Origin of the sequence: Saccharothrix longispora (assembly GCF_030852425.1) — a bacterium.
GTDB lineage: Bacteria > Actinomycetota > Actinomycetes > Mycobacteriales > Pseudonocardiaceae > Actinosynnema > Actinosynnema longispora.
Genome location: NZ_NSDM01000012.1, coordinates 251,944 through 268,447, shown reverse-complemented (window position 1 = coordinate 268,447; position 16,504 = coordinate 251,944). Strand labels below are relative to the sequence as shown.

General features: G+C 75.5%; 12 protein-coding genes. 5 read left to right on the top strand and 7 right to left on the bottom strand.

Annotated elements, in window-relative coordinates:
• Positions 1-7: 7 nt before the first annotated feature.
• The gene (locus CKY47_RS26740) at positions 8-1,549 is read right to left on the bottom strand and encodes a PucR family transcriptional regulator (protein WP_306748997.1); all 1,542 of its coding nucleotides are present in this window, start codon (positions 1,547-1,549) and stop codon (positions 8-10) included.
• A gap of 128 nt (positions 1,550-1,677) precedes the next feature.
• Here CKY47_RS26740 and pruA point away from each other — a divergent pair, with 128 nt between their 5' ends.
• On the top strand, positions 1,678-3,303 hold the full coding sequence (gene pruA / locus CKY47_RS26735) for an L-glutamate gamma-semialdehyde dehydrogenase (RefSeq protein ID WP_306748995.1): 1,626 nt from the start codon (positions 1,678-1,680) through the stop codon (positions 3,301-3,303).
• A 2-nt stretch (positions 3,304-3,305) separates the two neighbouring features.
• On the top strand, positions 3,306-4,229 hold the full coding sequence (locus CKY47_RS26730) for a proline dehydrogenase family protein (protein ID WP_306748993.1): 924 nt from the start codon (positions 3,306-3,308) through the stop codon (positions 4,227-4,229).
• On the opposite strand, the gene CKY47_RS26725 is transcribed toward CKY47_RS26730, so the two are convergent.
• The gene (locus CKY47_RS26725; protein ID WP_306748992.1) at positions 4,216-6,783 is read right to left on the bottom strand and encodes a tetratricopeptide repeat protein; all 2,568 of its coding nucleotides are present in this window, start codon (positions 6,781-6,783) and stop codon (positions 4,216-4,218) included. The two genes, CKY47_RS26730 and CKY47_RS26725, sit on opposite strands and share 14 nt — an antisense overlap.
• Positions 6,784-6,873: 90 nt before the next feature.
• On the opposite strand from CKY47_RS26725, the gene CKY47_RS26720 reads away from it, so the two are divergent.
• Positions 6,874-8,538 carry a bifunctional 3'-5' exonuclease/DNA polymerase gene (locus CKY47_RS26720; RefSeq protein ID WP_306749111.1) on the top strand — a complete coding sequence of 555 codons (1,665 nt, stop codon included), beginning with the start codon at positions 6,874-6,876 and terminating at the stop codon, positions 8,536-8,538.
• Positions 8,539-8,545: 7 nt separating this feature from the next.
• Here the strand turns inward: CKY47_RS26720 and CKY47_RS26715 are convergent, their stop codons facing one another.
• A complete protein-coding gene (locus CKY47_RS26715; protein ID WP_306748990.1) occupies positions 8,546-9,394 on the bottom strand; it encodes a DUF4253 domain-containing protein in 849 nt (282 codons plus the stop codon).
• Between the two features lie 239 nt (positions 9,395-9,633).
• Between CKY47_RS26715 and CKY47_RS26710 the strand changes: the two genes are divergently transcribed.
• Both CKY47_RS26710 and CKY47_RS26705 read left to right on the top strand, forming a co-directional pair.
• Positions 9,634-11,034, top strand: a complete 1,401-nt coding sequence (locus CKY47_RS26710; RefSeq protein WP_306748989.1) for a carbohydrate-binding protein — start codon at positions 9,634-9,636, stop codon at positions 11,032-11,034.
• Positions 11,035-11,110: 76 nt separating this feature from the next.
• The gene (locus CKY47_RS26705; RefSeq protein ID WP_306748988.1) at positions 11,111-11,794 is read left to right on the top strand and encodes a helix-turn-helix domain-containing protein; all 684 of its coding nucleotides are present in this window, start codon (positions 11,111-11,113) and stop codon (positions 11,792-11,794) included.
• Here the strand turns inward: CKY47_RS26705 and CKY47_RS26700 are convergent.
• From CKY47_RS26700 to CKY47_RS26685, 4 genes are all read right to left on the bottom strand, one after another.
• A complete protein-coding gene (locus CKY47_RS26700) occupies positions 11,776-12,642 on the bottom strand; it encodes a hypothetical protein (RefSeq protein WP_306748987.1) in 867 nt (288 codons plus the stop codon). The two genes, CKY47_RS26705 and CKY47_RS26700, sit on opposite strands and share 19 nt — an antisense overlap.
• 64 nt (positions 12,643-12,706) lie before the next feature.
• Positions 12,707-13,867, bottom strand: coding sequence for a lactate 2-monooxygenase (locus tag CKY47_RS26695; protein ID WP_306748985.1), 1,161 nt, complete (start codon positions 13,865-13,867; stop codon positions 12,707-12,709).
• Between the two features lie 32 nt (positions 13,868-13,899).
• On the bottom strand, positions 13,900-16,098 hold the full coding sequence (secD, locus tag CKY47_RS26690; RefSeq protein ID WP_306748984.1) for a protein translocase subunit SecD: 2,199 nt from the start codon (positions 16,096-16,098) through the stop codon (positions 13,900-13,902).
• A gap of 37 nt (positions 16,099-16,135) precedes the next feature.
• Entirely contained in the window at positions 16,136-16,471 is a 336-nt protein-coding gene (locus CKY47_RS26685; RefSeq protein WP_306748983.1) for a hypothetical protein, read from the bottom strand.
• Between the last annotated feature and the right edge of the window lie 33 nt (positions 16,472-16,504).

The window sequence follows — 16,504 nt, the reverse complement described above, 5'->3', positions numbered from 1 at the left end:
GCGTTCCTCAGGTCAGCCTGAGTTGCAGCTGTGCGAACAACCGCAGCAGCGGGTCGTCCAGGTCGAACCCGCCGACCTCCGCGGCGCGGCGCACCCGGTACCGCAGCGTGTTCGGGTGCACGTGCAGCCGGGCCGCCGCGGTGCGCACGTCGCCGAACTCGTCGAGGTAGGTCAGCAGGGACCTGGCCAGGTCCGCGTCCAGCAGGTCCAGGCGCGGGTCGCGGATGCGCGGGTGCTCGGCGAGCAGCGCCAGGGTCTCGCTGACCAGCACCCGCGACCGCACGTCCGCCAGGGTCGCCACCTCGGCGTCGAGGTCGCGCGCCATGGCGTCCAGCACGCGGTCGGCCTCGGCCCGGGAGAGCATCACCTCGTCCACCACGGGCACCGTGCGGCCGACGGCGGCCTGCACCACCAGCCCCATGTGCCGCCGCGCCGCGGCCACGATCTCCCGGGTCAGCGCGAGCAGCGGCGCCTTCGGCGGCAGGTCCGGCAGCAGGGCGTAGGTGCGGCCGTTCTGCCTGCTCACCAGGGCCATGCGGCGGTAGGCGGCGGCGTGCACGGAGATCAGGCTGGTCATCTCGGTGCGGCGCAGCTCGTGCTGGGTGCGGTCGGCGTGCTCCTGGCCGCGCAGCGCGAACACCACCACGGCGGCGGGCCGGTCGGGGTCGGCGCCGATCTGCTCGGCGATCGACCCGGCGTCCATCCGGCCGTCGAGCAGCGAGGCCAGCAGGTTCTCCCGGAACGCCGCCGCCGGCTCCCGCTGCTGCACGAGGTGCAGGGCGGTGACGCGGGCCGCGCCGAGCAGCGCCCGCTCGGACTCCTCGGTCAGCGGCGTCTCGCCCTCCTGCACCCAGATCGTGCCGAGCGGCTGCGCACCCGCGTGGACGCCCACCGCGATGCGGCGGCGGATGCCCAGATCGGGGCGCTCGTCGATGCGCACGACCTCCTCGCCCGACCGGAGCCGCTGGTAGACGCCCCAGTCGCGGAGCATCGACAGGTACGGCTCGGGCCCCTGGCGGCCGAGGATGGACAGCCGGCGCAGCTCGTCGACCTCGTCGGAGGAGCGCGAGTAGGCCAGCACGCGGCTCGCGGTGTCCTCGATGCTCACGATGCCGCCGGTCAGCGACGCGATGGTCTGGGCGAGCCCGAACAGGTCGCCGAGCACCTCCACCGCGCCCGCGTCCGCGCTCGACCTCGCGGTCTGCACGACGCCCCTGACCAGCGCTTCGAGGTGTTCCCACCGCACTTCGGGGCGCACCGCCAGCAGCGCGACCCCGGCGTCGGCGGCGGCCTGGCGCAGCACCGGGGCGGGTGTGTCCACCTTGACCGCCACGGCCACCGCGCCCCCGGCCCCGGCGGCCCTGACCAGTGGCAGCGCCGCGCGACCGCGTGCGCCGACGACGAGTGCGAAATCACCCGGCCGCACGTCCGGCACGTCGTCGGGGTCGAGGATCACGACGTCGAGGACGTCGCCCTCCAGCCCGTGCGGCGCGGCCTGCACCTCGACGAGCGGGTCGCCCAACGCGATCAACACCTGGCGCAGGCTCATCGCCGCCCCACCCTGTTCGTCCGATCCCACAACCGCAGGTGAACAAGCCTAGACGTGCGGACAACGGAGCGTCGTGTCGGCGGTCCTACCGTTGGGTACCCCCGGATCGTCGTCAGAAGGAGCTGCCCGTGGATGCCGTGACCAGGGTGCCCGCACCGGTGAACGAGCCCGTCCTCAGCTACGCCCCCGGCACCCCGGAGCGCGCGCAGCTGCAGGCGAAGCTGGCCGAGCTGGCCAAGGAGCCCCTCGACCTGACCCTCACGATCGGGGGCGAGCAGCGCGTCGGCGGCGGTGAGCGCTTCGACGTCGTGCAGCCGCACAACCACCGGGCCGTCCTCGGCACCCTGCACGGCGCCACCGGGCAGGACACCCGGGACGCCATCGCGGCCGCCAAGGAGGCCGCCCCGGCGTGGCGCGCGATGTCCTACGACGACCGCGCCGCGATCCTGCTGCGCGCCGCCGAGCTGCTGGCCGGCCCGTGGCGGTCCACGCTCAACGCCGCCACGATGCTCGGCCAGTCCAAGACCGCGATCCAGGCCGAGATCGACGCCGCGTGCGAGCTGATCGACTTCTGGCGCTTCAACGTCTCGTTCGGCCGCCAACTGCTCGCCGAGCAGCCGCAGTCCTCGCCCGGCGTGTGGAACCGCACGGACCACCGCCCGCTGGAGGGCTTCGTCTACGCGATCACGCCGTTCAACTTCACCGCCATCGCGGGCAACCTGCCCACCGCCCCGGCCCTGATGGGCAACGTGGTGCTGTGGAAGCCGTCGCCCACGCAGAGCTTCGCCGCGCACCTGACCATGCGCCTGCTCGAAGAGGCGGGCATGCCGCCGGGTGTGATCAACCTGCTGCCCGGCGACGGGCTGGCCGTGTCCGAGGTGGCGCTGGCCGACCCGGACCTGGCGGGCATCCACTTCACCGGGTCGACGAAGACGTTCCAGCACCTGTGGGGCCAGGTGGGCGCGAACATCTCCGGCTACCGCTCCTACCCGCGCATCGTCGGCGAGACCGGCGGCAAGGACTTCGTGCTGGCCCACCCGTCGGCCGACGTGGACGTGCTGCGCACCGCGCTGGTCCGCGGCGCGTTCGAGTACCAGGGCCAGAAGTGCTCGGCGGCGTCGCGCGCCTACGTGCCGCGCTCGGTGTGGAACCGGGTGAAGGACGACCTGGTCTCCGAGGTCGAGGCGCTGACCATGGGCGACGTGACCGACCTGTCGAACTTCATGGGCGCGGTGATCGACCGGCGCTCGTTCGACAAGCTGTCCGGCGTGCTGTCGGCGGCCCGTGACGACGACGCGCTGGAGGTCGTGGCCGGCGGCACCGCCGACGACGGCGACGGCTTCTTCGTGCGGCCCACGGTGCTCGTCGGCTCGGACCCCGGCCACGAGGTGTTCACCACCGAGTACTTCGGCCCCGTGCTCGCCGTGCACGTCTACGACGACGCCGACTACGACGCGGTCGTGAAGCAGATGGAGAACGCGGCCCCCTACGGCCTGACCGGCGCGGTCGTCGCCCGCGACCGCCAGGCCATCGCGAAGGCGCAGGAGGACCTGCGGTTCGCCGCGGGCAACTTCTACGTCAACGACAAGCCGACCGGCGCGGTCGTCGGCCAGCAGCCCTTCGGCGGTGGCCGGGCGTCCGGCACCAACGACAAGGCGGGGTCGATCCACAACCTGCTGCGCTGGGTCAGCCCCCGTTCCATCAAGGAGACGTTCGTGGCGCCCACGTCGTCCCGCTACCCGCACCAGGGGTGACCGTGCTCCGCTCAACGCTGCTCGCCGCCGCCCGGTCGGGGTCGATCCGCGGCCTCGTCGAGCGCACACCGCTGACCAGGCCCGTCGTCAAGCGCTTCATCTCCGGTGACGACGTGGACGCCGCCGTGGCCACCACCGGCGAGGTGCTCGCCGACGGCCGCTACGTCACCCTCGACCACCTCGGCGAGGACACCCGGGACGCCGCCCAGGCGACCGCGACCGTCGACGCCTACCTCGACCTGCTGCGCAGGCTGGACGAGGCCGGGCACACCGCCCGCGCCGAGGTGTCGGTGAAGCTGTCCGCGGTGGGCCAGTTCCTGCCCGTGGACGGCGAGAAGACCGCTTTGGAGAACGCCCGCCGCATCTGCGAGGCGGCGGGCGCGGTGGGCACCACGGTCACCCTGGACATGGAGGACCACACCACCACGGACTCGACGCTCGGCATCCTGCGCGAGCTGCGCGTCGACTTCCCGTGGGTCGGCGCGGTGCTCCAGGCGTACCTGAGGCGCACCGAGCAGGACTGCCGGGACCTGGCGCACGCCGGGTCGCGCGTGCGGCTGTGCAAGGGCGCCTACCAGGAGCCCGAGTCGGTGGCCTTCCAGGACAAGGCGGACGTCGACCTGTCGTACGTGCGCTGCCTGAAGGTGCTGATGGCGGGCGGGGGCTACCCGATGGTCGCCTCGCACGACCCGCGGCTCGTCGCCATCGCCCACGACCTGGCGTCGCACCGGTCGGCCGACAGCTACGAGTTCCAGATGCTCTACGGCATCCGGCCCGACGAGCAGCGCCGCATCGCCGCCGCCGGCAACCGGATGCGCGTGTACGTGCCCTACGGCGACGAGTGGTACGGCTACTTCATGCGCCGGCTGGCCGAGCGCCCGGCGAACGTGGCGTTCTTCCTGCGGTCCCTGGTCACCACGGGCTGACGCGCCCCACCTCGTCGCGCAGCCGGGCGCGCGCCGCCTCCGGGTCGGCGTGCGCCCGGACCACGTCGTCCACCACCTCGACCGCCCGCAGGAGCACCTCCCGCGGCACGCCCGCCGCCCGCAGCACCACGACTGCGCGGTGCGCGGGCAGCAGCCCCCGGTCGACCTCCGCGCCCGCCGCCACGCACCGGCGCGCGTAGCGGGACAGCGCCTCCGCGTACCCGACGTCGACGGCCAGCTCCTCCGGCGTGCAGGTCAGGTGCCACACCAGCACGGCGCCCCGCGCCCGGCGCAGCGCGTCGTCCCCGGTCGCGTACCCGGCGGCCCGGTGCACGGCCGCCGCGTACGCCGCCGGCGCGGCCCGGTGGTGGCCCAGCAGCTCGCGCCACACCTCCGCCGCCCGCTCGGCGACGCGCCGCGCCCGCTCGCCGTGCCGGTGGTCGGCCAGCGCGCCGGCCAGGGCGTCCAGCGCAGACGCCAGCGCCGGTCCGCGCGCCACCAGCAGCGGCCTCGGCAGCCGCGGGTCGATCGAGGTCACCTCGTCCACGACGCGGCGCGCCTCGTGGTCGCGGTCCGCGTCCAGCAGCACCCGCGCCACCCGCGCCAGGGCGACGGCGAACGCCACCCGGTGCGCCGGCAGCCGCGCCGCCAGGGGCCTGAGCAGGTCCGCGGCCTCTTCCACCGCCGCCGACCGCTCCGGTTCGCGGAGCACGTCCACGTGCTCCACCAGCGCCGAGGCCAACCGGGCGACGGCGTCCGGGTCGGCGTCGCGCGCTGCCCGCCTGCGCAGCAGGACCGCCTCCCCGGACGCGGCCAGGGCCTCGGCGAACCGGTGCCGGCGGCGCAGCAGCGCGCTCGCCTCGCCCAGGGCCGACGCCAGCTCCGGTTCGAAGTCGGCCGGGTTGGCGCGGGCGAGCCTGCGCAGCAGCGAGATCGACTCCTGGACGACGCCGAGCGGCTCGTCGGTGCCGGTCGGGTCGTCGGTGCGGGTGAAGTCGCCGGTGCGCGCCGGGTCGTCGGTGCGCGCCGGGTCGTCGGCGGCCGACAGCAGGGACGCGATCGAGCGCAGCGCGCGGGCCGACTCCGCCTCGAACCTCGGGTCGCCCTCCGCCACCTCCCGCCACCGCGCCACCGCCAGCCGCGCGGTCCGCACGGCCTCCTCCCGGCGCCCGACGTCGAGCAGGCGCACCGCGTGGTGGTGCGTGACCTTCGCCTGCTCCGGCCCGAACAGCGCCGGGTCGCGCTTCACCGACTCGCCGTACCGGGCCGCCGCCTCGGCCACCGCGGCCAGCGCCTCCTCCCCGTTGCCGAGGCTCGCGTGCCGCAGGCCCAGCCGGTCCAGGGCGACCGCGAGGCGCGGCAGGTGGTCGTCGTCCCCGGCCACGACGACCCGCAGCAGCCGCACCTCCTCCCGCGCCACCTCCAGCGCCTCCCCGGCCCGGCCCACCGCGACCAGCCGCAGCCCCAGGTCGCCCAGCGCGTCGGCCAGCGACAGCCGGTGCTCCGGGTCGTCCCCGGCGACGCGCCGGTACAGGACCACCTCGCGCCGCGACGCCCCCACCGCCTCCTCGCGCAACCCGGCGAGCGCGGCCCGCGCGGCCAGCGCCCCGTGCAGCTCGGCCAGCTCCACCGTCCCCACGACCGGCGCCGCGTCCTCCAGCAGGACGCGCGTGAGCAGGGCGGGCAGCGGGTCGCGGTGGAAGCGGGCGTCGTGGAACACGTGCCGCGCGACCGCCCGCGCCGACGCCGGCGAACCCAGCTCCACCAGGGCGCGCAGCGCGGCGGCGGACGCGGTCGCCGCCAGGCCGGGGTCGGCGGTGAACAGCTCGTCGGCGCGGCGCGACACGTGCGGCCAGCGGTCCGCCGCGCGCATCAGCACCTCCAGGGCGTCCGCCGTCGGCTGGGGCGCGATGCGGTCGCCCAGCAGCGCCACGGCCAGCACGTCCTCGGCGAACCGGCCGCGCGGCGGCGCCGGGTCCGCGCTCATCACCCGCCGCACCAGCTCCGCCGGGTCGTCGGGCACCGCGCCGTGCGCCGTCGCGACCGCCGCCACGTGCAGGTCGTGGAACGTCGCCCCGGGGGGCACCGCCCCGGAGGACGCCACCCGGGACGTCGTCGCCGCGTCGGGCGCGGGCAGCCCCAAGGCGTTCGCGACGTACGCGCACACCGTGCCGAAGTCGTGCGGCTCCGCTCCGGCCGCCAGCGCCAGCTCCTCGGCCGCGTAGCCCAGGTCGGCCGCGCGCTGCCGCACCGCCGACCACCACCAGCCCGTCGCGCGGGCCACCAGCAGCACCCGCTCCCCGCCCTCCAGCAGCAGGTCGTGCAGGTCGCGCCACGGCACGAGGTCCGCGTCGTCGACCACCCGGACGCCGCCGACCCGCGCCGCCAGCCTGGTCTTGCCCACGCCCGCCGGGCCGTGCAGCAGCAGCACGGACCGCGCGCCGCCGGCGTCCCGCCACCGGGTGAGCGCCGCCACCTCCCCGGCGCGCCCCAGGAAGGGCACCACCTCGTGCCGCGGGTCGAGCAGCTCGCCGGGCGACAGGGTGCGGTCCACCCGCACATAGTGCCCGGCGGCGTGCTGCACGATCGGGTGACCGCACGTGCGACGACTGTCGGACCGGCCTTGCACAATCAGGGCGTGCTCATGGCCCTGGTGTCCCACGCGGAGAACGCGGGCGAGGTGCGTCCGCTCTCCGACGCCGGGACACCCGCGGGGCCCGCCGTGCGGACGGACGACCTCGCCGCCACCGTCCGCGACCTCGAAGCCCGCCACCGCCCCCGGTGGGTGTGGCCGGCCACCGCCGAGGTCTACCCGGAGCTGCTGGCGCGCGGCGTCCGGGTCGAGCGCTGCCACGACCTCGCGCACACCGAGCACCTGCTGCTGGCCCACCAGGACCGCCACCGCGAACCGCGCGGGCTGGCCGCCGCCGTGGCCCGGCTGCGCGGCCTGCCCGTGCCGGACGACCACGGGCCGCGCAAGCGCACCGCCCAGCCCACCCTCTTCGAACCCGAGCAGGAGCCGCTGCCGGGCGGGGCGGACCCGCTGGCGGCGGTGGTCGAGGTCCACGCGGCGCAGCAGGCGCTCGCCGCGTCGCTCGGGCACCCCGGCCTGCGCCTGCTGTTCGCCGCCGAGTCCGCCAGCGCCCTCGCCGCGGCCGAGATGACCCACCACGGCCTGCCGTGGCGCGAGGACGTCCACCTGCGGCTGCTCGCCGACACCCTCGGCCCGCGTCCCGCGCCGGGCGCGCGGCCCCGCGTGCTGGCCGAGCTGGCGGACCGCATCACGGCCGCGTTCGGCGGGAAGGCCGTCAACCCGGACCACCCGCCCGGCATCGTGCGCGCGTTCGCCCGCGAGGGCATCGACGTGCCCTCGGCCCGCGCGTGGACGCTGAGGTCGGTCGACCACCCGGCCGTGGAGCCCTTGTTGGCGTACAAGGAGCTCGCGCGGCTGTGGGTGGCGCACGGCTGGTCCTGGTTGGACACCTGGGTGGCCGACGGCCGGTTCCGCCCCGACTACGTGGTGGGCGGCGTGGTGTCCGGCCGGTGGGCCACCCGGGGCGGGGCGGCCCTCCAGATCCCGCGCGTCCTGCGCACCGCCGTGCGCGCCGACCCGGGGTGGAAGCTGGTCGCCGCCGACGCGGCCCAGCTGGAGCCCCGCGTCCTGGCCGCCCTCGCCGAGGACGCCGACTTCGCCGCCGTGTCGGTCGACGACGACCTGTACACGACCCTGGCGGCCGAGGCGTTCGACGGCGACCGGGGCCGCGCGAAGCTCGCGATGCTGTCGGCCATGTACGGCGGCACGGGCGGTGACGGCGCCCCCGCGATGGCCGTGCTGCGGCGCAGGTTCCCGAAGGCCGTCGGCTACGTGGAGGCGGCGGCCCTCGCCGGCGAGCAGGGCCGCATCGTCCGTTCCCGGCTGGGGCGCACCAGCCCGTCGCCGTCGGAGGCGTGGCGCGCGGCCACCGGCAGCGCGGACGACGACGAGGACTCGCTGCGCCGCTCCCGCCGGGCGGCCCGGGACTGGGGCCGCTTCACCCGCAACTTCGTGGTCCAGGCCAGCGCGGCCGACTGGACGGCCGCGCTGCTGGGCGCGCTGCGGCGCCGGCTGCACCAGGACACGCCGGAGGCGCACCTCGTCTTCTTCCAGCACGACGAGGTCCTGGTGCACTGCCCGGCCGGTCAGGCCGGCCCGGTGGCGGCGAACGTCGTCGCGGCGGGCGAGGAGGCGTCCGGGTTGGTGTTCCCCGGCACGCCGGTGCGCTTCCCGCTGAAGGCCGTCGCGGTGGACACCTACGCCGAGGCCAAGTGAGCCCCGGTCAGTCCCACCAGAACGTCCACGAGTGGTCGCCGACGAGGCGTTCGGCGTACGCGGCCAGCGGCCGGGGCTCGGCGCCCTGCCAGACGTTGTCCGGGCAGAACGCGAAGTGCTCGGCGGCGACGGCCAGCGCCGCCTCCGCCGTGGTGGGCGGCGCGGCGACGCTGAGCAGGAGGGTGTCGAACCCGACGCCGACGACGCGCGCGCCGAACCGCGCCTCCCAGTCGCGCAGCACCGCCGAGACCTGCGCGACGTCCTCGACGTAGTTGGCCGGACCGGTCCAGCCGGCGGCGGTGAGGGCGTCGGCCCCGCGTTCGGCGGCCACCAGCCCCAGGCGCAGCGACGGGTGGCCGGCGAGCAGTTCCCCGGCCAGGTCGTCGGCCACGCGGTCCGGGTCGGCGGTGCTCCGCCCGGCCGGTGCGACACCGGGCCACGTGCGGCCGTGCGGGGCGGTGACGGCGTCGCGCTCGGCCGGGGGCAGCGGGTCGTCGTCCGCCGTCGTGTGGTCGGCCCACCAGGTCGCGAGCAGCGCGGCCGGGTCGTGCTCGCCGGGCGAGGACATCTCGTCCGGCGCCACCTCGCCGTTGCCCCACGGGCGGTACTCGTCGTCCTCGTCGTCGAGCGCGTCGAGCAGCAGCGGCCACAGGCCCGAGCGGGCGTGCTGCGCGCGCAGCGCGGCCCACCGGCCGGCGGGGGCCGGGCCGTCGCTGAGCCAGAACGCGGGTCGGCCGCCCTCCTCCCCGTCGGGGCGCACGGCGCGGCCGGGCGGCAGCGGGACCGACAGGGTGCGGCCGGCGGCATCGGCGAACAACGCGCCCAGGTCGGCGGGCAGCGGGGGTTCGGTGATCACGAGCGGATGGTAGGCGGCGGGGCCGACATCCGGAGCCGGTATCCGCGGTCGGCGTTCGGGTCCGGCGTCCGGTCCGGCGTCCGGGGCCGCGTCGGGGTACGGCGTCCGGGTCCGGAACGGCGGATGCGCGCGTGTTCGGCCGATCGGCCGATTGAACGATCATCGTGAGAGCGCTCTCATGAAGGTCCGTCGCGCAGGACACCCATGAGCAGGACACAGTGACAAGGAGGTCACCGCGCATGGTGCTCAGCCTGAGCCGCCGACGGCGCGCGCTCGCGATCGCCGCCGCCGTGATCACGGCCGTGCCGCTCGCCGTCGCCGCCACGATGTCGGCCAACGCGTCCGTGCCGTCCACCCCGCCCGGCTGGACCCTCCAGTGGAGCGACGACTTCAACGGGGCGGCCAACACCCTGCCGTCGTCCTCGAACTGGATCTTCGACCTCGGCCACGGCTACCCGGGCGGTCCGGGCAACTGGGGCACCGGGGAGATCCAGAACTACACGAACTCCACCAACAACATCAAGCTCGACGGCTCCGGCAACCTGCGGATCACGGCGCTGCGCGACGGTTCCGGCAACTGGACCTCCGCGCGCATCGAGACCCAGCGCGCGAACTTCCGGCCCCCGGCCGGCGGGAAGCTCGCCATCGAGGGCCGCATCCAGATGCCGAACGTCACCGGCGACGCGGCCCTCGGCTACTGGCCCGCGTTCTGGGCGCTCGGCCAGCCCTACCGGGGCAACTACTGGAACTGGCCCGCCATCGGCGAGTTCGACATCATGGAGAACGTCAACGGCATCAACTCGGTCTGGGGCGTGCTGCACTGCGGCGTCAACCCGGGCGGGCCGTGCAACGAGACGAACGGCCTCGGCGCGAGCCGCGCGTGCCCCGGCGCCTCGTGCCAGTCGGCGTTCCACACGTACCGGTTCGAGTGGGACGAGAGCGTCAGCCCCAAGGCGCTGCGCTGGTACGTGGACGGCCAGCAGTTCCACAGCGTCAACCAGAACCAGTTCGACGCGACGACGTGGAACAACATGACCGGCCACGCCGGCTACTTCCTGCTGCTGAACCTGGCGATGGGCGGCGCGTTCCCGAACGGCGTGGCGGGCTTCGGCACGCCCACCGCGGCCACCGTCCCCGGTCACTCGATGGTGGTGGACTACGTGGCGGTGTGGTCGGCCGGCGGCGGGGGCACGACCCCTCCGACCACGACGACCACGACCCCGCCCGGCGGCAGCGGCTGGGACGCGTTCTCCGACATGCAGGCCGAGTCCGCGACGGCCCGCAACGGCGGCTCGATCGAGGCGGCCGAGGGCGGTCAGGCGGTGGCCCAGCTGCGCAACGGCAACTCGCTGCGGTTCTCCGGCACGCGGTTCGGGTCGCGCACGGCCACGCAGTTCCTGGCGCGCGTGGCGTCCGGCGCCGCGGGCGGGGTGAGCGGGCTGGTCGAGGTCAGGCTCGGCAGCCCGACCGCCGCGCCGATCGGCAGCTTCGCCGTCGGCAACACCGGCGGGTGGCAGAGCTGGCGGACGATCCCGGCGAACATCGCCGGGGTGAGCGGGACGCAGGACGTCTACGTCACCTTCACCAGCGGTCAACCGAACGCGTACGTCAGCGTGAACTGGGTGCGGTTCGGGACGTGACCGGTCGCGGCGGGCCGTTCTCGCGAGCGGCCCGCCGCCCCGGGCGGGTGGAACGGCGGGGGGTTAGGTTGGCGCGGTGTACGCGGAACGCCCCTTCGCCGGTCTCGCCTGCGTGTGGCGGCGCGTGACGACCTCGCCCGGGGTCGGCCTGGTCGTGCCGGACGGGTGCACCGACGTGATGTTCTCGTCGACCGGCGAGCTGTTCGTGGCGGGGCCGGACACGGTGGCGCACGCGACGTCGTCGTCGCGGCCGCACGTGCTGCACGGGGTGCGGTTCGGGCCGGGCGTGGGACCCGCGGCGTTCGGCGTGCCGGGGGACGCGCTGCGCGACCAGCGGGTGCCGCTGGCCGAGCTGTGGGGCCCGACGGCCCGGTTGGAGGACGCGCTGGGCGAGGCCGCCGACCCCGGCGCGGTGCTGGCGGCGGAGGCGGTGCGCCGGCTGCGCCGGTCCCCGGCCGACCCCCTGGTGGACCCGGTGGTGTCGGCCCTCGGCGTCGGTGGTCGGGTGACGGCGGCCGGCCTGGCCGACGACCTGGGGTTGTCCACGCGCCAGCTGCACCGGCGCTGCCTGGCGGCGTTCGGCTACGGCCCGAAGGTGCTGCACCGGGTGCTGCGGTTCGACCGGGCCGTGCGGATGGCGCGGGGCGGGGTGGCGTTCGCCGAGGTCGCCCACCGCACCGGGTACGCCGACCAGGCGCACCTGTCCCGCGAGGTGCGCGGGCTGGCCGGCGTCCCGCTGCGTCAGCTGATCCGATCGTAGGCGCGCAGCGTGAGCAGTGCCTCGATCGTGACGACGCCACGCCACTCGTAGGTGGTGATCGGGGTCCAGGCCGGCCACGGGAACGTCCAGCCGCCGTCGTCCTGGCGTGCCGCGGCGAGCGCGTCGAGGTCCGCGGACATCTCCTCGTCGGTGAACCAGCGGCGGGCGAGGCTGTCCGGCGTCGACGCGTACTGGCGCGGCTTGTGCGTCTCGCCGGCCGCGTAGCCCTCGTGCGCCCGCCCCTCGCCGAGGTCCACGAGCCCCTGGTCGCGGACCAACGCCCCGAGCCGCGCCGAGGCGGCCTCCGCGCGCGGCCGGTCCGGGACGGCGTCGAGGAAGTGCGCGCACGCGGCGGCCTCGTAGGGGTGGGACTCGTCGAGCCCGTCGACGCGCTCCCAGCAGAAGTCGGTGGCCCGGTCCAGCCACGGGTGCGCGACGCCGACGTCGTGCAGGACGCCCGCCAGCAGCGCGGTCATGAGCAGGTCGCTGTCCTCGCCCACCTGCCACCACGGCGCCTTGGGGTGGTCGCGGGCGGTGACGAGGCAGTTGGGCACGCCGCCGTCGTCGTTGGTGACGCCCGCGAGGAAGTCGCAGGCGGCGCGGGCGTGGTCGCCGGCCGCGCCGACCTCGTGCAGCAGGGTCAGCGCGGTGAACGTGTGCAGCGGCTGGCTGGTGGGGCCGCGGCCGTCGGGCTCCAGGGCGTGGCCGAACCCGCCGTCGTCGTTGCGGTGGGACAGCACCGCGTGCGCGACGGGCTCGGCGGGACCGCCGTCGAAGAGGAACGCGAACCTGCGCTGCTCGAGGACGCGCGCGTGGTGCCAGAGGAAGGTGCGTGCTGCGTCGATCATGCCGACGACGGTAGGCGGGGGCGTGGTCCGCCGTCTTGAACGGATCGGACGCGCCCCCGACCCGTCACCGCTCCCGGAGCGCCTCGCGGTTCAGCTCGGCCGGGCTGCGGTGCCCGGACAGGCCGAGCGTCAGGTCGAAGTCCGCGAGCAGGCTGCGCAGCACGTGCCGCACGCCGACCTCGCCGCCGTGCGCGAGGCCGTACGCGAACGGCCGGCCGACGAGCACGGCCTTCGCGCCCAGGGCCAGCGCCTTGACGACGTCCGCGCCGGAGCGGACGCCGGAGTCGAACAGCACCTCCACCCGCTCCCCCACCGCGTCCGCGATCTCCGGCAGCACGTGCAGCGAGGCGACCGCCCCGTCCACCTGCCGCCCGCCGTGGTTGGACACCACGATGCCGTCCACGCCCGCGTCGACGGCCTTGCGCGCGTCGTCCACGTGCTGGATGCCCTTGAGGACGATCGGCCCGTCCCAGTGCTCGCGCAGGAACGACAACCGGTCCCACGACTTGTCGGTGCCGGTGAACATCTGCACCCACTTGAGGATCGCCATCGGCTTGTCGTCCTCGGGCGAGGCGGCGAGCCCCGCGCGGAACGCCGGGTCGGAGAACGGGATCGCCGTCCCGATGCCGCGGATGAACGGCAGGTAGGACTGGTCCAGGTCGTGCGGGCGCCACGCCAGCGTCCACGTGTCGAGCGTGACGACGAGGACGCGGTAACCGGACCGGCGGGCGCGGTCGAGGATGCTCGCGGCCACGTCCGGGTCGTTGGGCCAGTAGAGCTGGAACCAGCGCGCCCCGTCGCCCGCGACGTCCGCGACCTCCTCGATCGTGTGCGAGGACGCCGTGGACAGCACGAACGGGACGCCCAGCCCGGCGGCGGCCCGTGCGGTGGCCAACTCCCCGTCCGGGTGCAGGATCGACTGCACGCCGACCGGCGCGAGCAGCACCGGGGCGGGCATCTGCGTGCCGAGGACGGTCGTCCCGAGGTGCCGCTCGGTGGCGTCCGTGAGCATCCGGGGCACGATCCGCCAGTCGTCGAACGCCTCCCGGTTGGCCCGGGCCGTGGCCCCGCTCCCCGCGGCCCCCGCCACGTACCAGAACGGCCCGGGTCCCAGCCGTTCCCGGGCGGACGCCTCCAGCGCCTCGGGGTCGGTGGTGAACGGCGGCACGTTGCCCGCCAGGCCCTGGAGGTAGATCTCGTTCTGGTACGCGGCGAAGGAGGTCATGCGGACACCTTGCTACACGGGTGCCCGCCGCGTCAGGTGCGGACCTTCCCGCGCGGGGTCGGGGTCCTGGTCGGGCTCCGGGATTCCAGGGCGATCGCCACCGGCGCGGCGGTGAGGACGGTCGAGGCGGTGCCCGCCACCAGGCCGATGAGCAGCGCGGTGGCGAAGTCGGCCAGCGAGCCGTCGCCCAGGAACAGCAGGGCGGCCAGGACGAACAGGACGCCGATGCCCGTGTTCACGGTGCGGGGCAGGGTTTGCAGGACCGCGTCGCTCATCACGTCGGGGAACGGGCGGCCTCCCTCCCGGCGCAGTTCGCGGACCCGGTCGAAGACCACCACCGAGTCGTTGACCGAGTAGCCGATGACGGTGAGGAGTGCGGCCAGGAAGACGGCGTCCGCGGTCTTGCCCAGCCACGCGAAGGCGCCCACGAGGACGACCACGTCGGTCACCAGGGCGACCACGGTGGCCAGGCCGAGCCGCCAGTCGAACCGCACGGCCAGGTAGGCGAGCTGCGCGGCCACCGCGATGGCCAGCGCGATCAGGGCGTTGCGCCTCAGCTCGGAGCCCAGGCTGGGCCCGATCAGGTCGTTGCTGAGCTGCTCGGCGCCACCGGTGGCGCGGTCGACGGCCTCGCCCACCCTGGCCGCGGCGGCCGAGTCGATGGGTCCGGTGCGCACGGACAGGCCGTCGGTGCCGGAGGTGACGACCTGGGCGTCGCCGAAGCCTGCGGCGGACAGCTCCGCCCGCACCCGGCCGACGTCCGCCGCCGGCGCGGTGAACTCCAGCATCCGACCGCCGGTGAACTCGACGCCCAGCTGGAGGCCGCGCACGAGCAGGCCCGTGACCGCCACGACGAGCACGCCGCCCGCCGTCAGCAGCCAGCGGTTCGGGCGGCGGAACAGGGTGTAGCCGCGGGTGGTCAGCCAGGTCCGGACGCGGCCGAGGGTGTGGAGGCCGGACCAGGACGGTCGCTTCTCCAGCAGCGGCATGACCAGGCCGAGCAGGACGCGGGTCAGCACCAGGGCGCTGAACAGCGAGGCCAGGACGCCGATGGACAGCGTGACGCCGAAGCCCTTCACCGGGCCGGTGGCCAGCCAGAACAGCAGGCCGGCGGCGAGCAGCGTGGTGATGTTGGAGTCCGCGACGGCGCTCAGGGCGCCCCGGAAACCCTGGTCCACGGCGCGTGGCAAGCGTTTGCGGCGGGCGTACTCCTCCCTCGACCGCTCGAACACCAGCACGTTCGCGTCCACCGCCATGCCGATCGCCAGCACGAACCCGGCGAGGCCGGGCAACGTGAGCGTGGCGCCGATGGCGAGCAGCGCCGCGCAGGACAGGCCGGCGTAGGCGACGAGGGCGAGCACCGCGACGAGGCCGGCGAGCCGGTAGACGAACACGAGGAACAGGCCGGTCAGGGCGATGCCGATGACGGCGGCCCGCGCGCTGGCCTCGATGGCGTCCGCGCCGAGCGTCGGGCCGACGGTGCGCTGCTCCACGACCTCGACCGGCACGGGCAGCGCGCCGGAGCGGATCACCAGGGCCAGTTCCTCGGCCTCGGCCTGGGCGAACCGGCCGGTGATCCGGGTGCTGCCGCCGATCATGCCGGTGCCGCAGCCGACGGACGGGTCGACCTGCGGCGCGGACACGACCTCGTCGTCGAGCACGAACGCGACGCGGCGCTCGTACGCGCCGGGTTGGGCGCACGCGGCCTCGGCGGTGACCCGCTGCCACGCGCCGGGCGCGTCGCCCTGGAAGTCGACGCCGACCAGGTAGCCGACGCCCTGCTGGTTGGGGGTGGCGCGGGCGTCCTTGATGCCCTCGCCGGTCATCACGACGTCGCCGAGCGCGACCGAGTCGCCGTCGGGGGTGGGCTTGTCGCCCGCTCCGGTGACGGGCTGCACGCGCAGCTGGGCGGTGCGGCCGAGTACCTCGATGGCCTCGGTCGGGTCCTGCACACCGGGCAGTTCGACGACGATGCGGTGGTCGCCGGAGCGGGCGAGGACGGGTTCGGCGACGCCGAGTTCGTCGACGCGGCGGCGCAGCACCTCCATGGCCCGGTCGGTGGCGTCGGAGGTGGCCTCCGCCGGGGTTTCGAGGACGATCTGGGTCCCGCCGCGCAGGTCTAGGCCGAGGCGCGGTTGGACGGTGAGCAGGGTGAACGCGGACGCGGCGAGCACGCCGAGGGACAGCAGCCCTCGGACGAGGAGTTCTCGCCGCGCGACGGGGCGCGGCATGGCTGGGGGACCTCCGGACGAGGTGGACGGTGGGGGCTCAGGTTCCGGAGGTGGGTGGCGGTGCGCGTTCGCCGAGCGGGGTGAGGCCGTCGCGCTCGGGGGTGCGGTGGGTCGGGTCGACGACGTCGGCGCGCACCGGCCGGGCGGGGGTGACGTGCACGGGCGGCTGGACGCCGTCCAGCGGTTGGCCGAGGTGGCCCGCGACCTGCTGCACGGGGTGCGCGGTGGTCGACCGCGTCGTCGTACCGGGGAGGTGCGCGGCGTCCGCGGTGGCCGAGGCGGCGACCGGTTCGACCGGCGTGGTGGGGACGGGTCCGGCCACGACGAAGCCCGCGATCATCGCGAGGATCGCGAGGAGGGCGCGTCGGGTCACGCCACCCAGGCTAGCGGTGCGCCGGGGCGGACG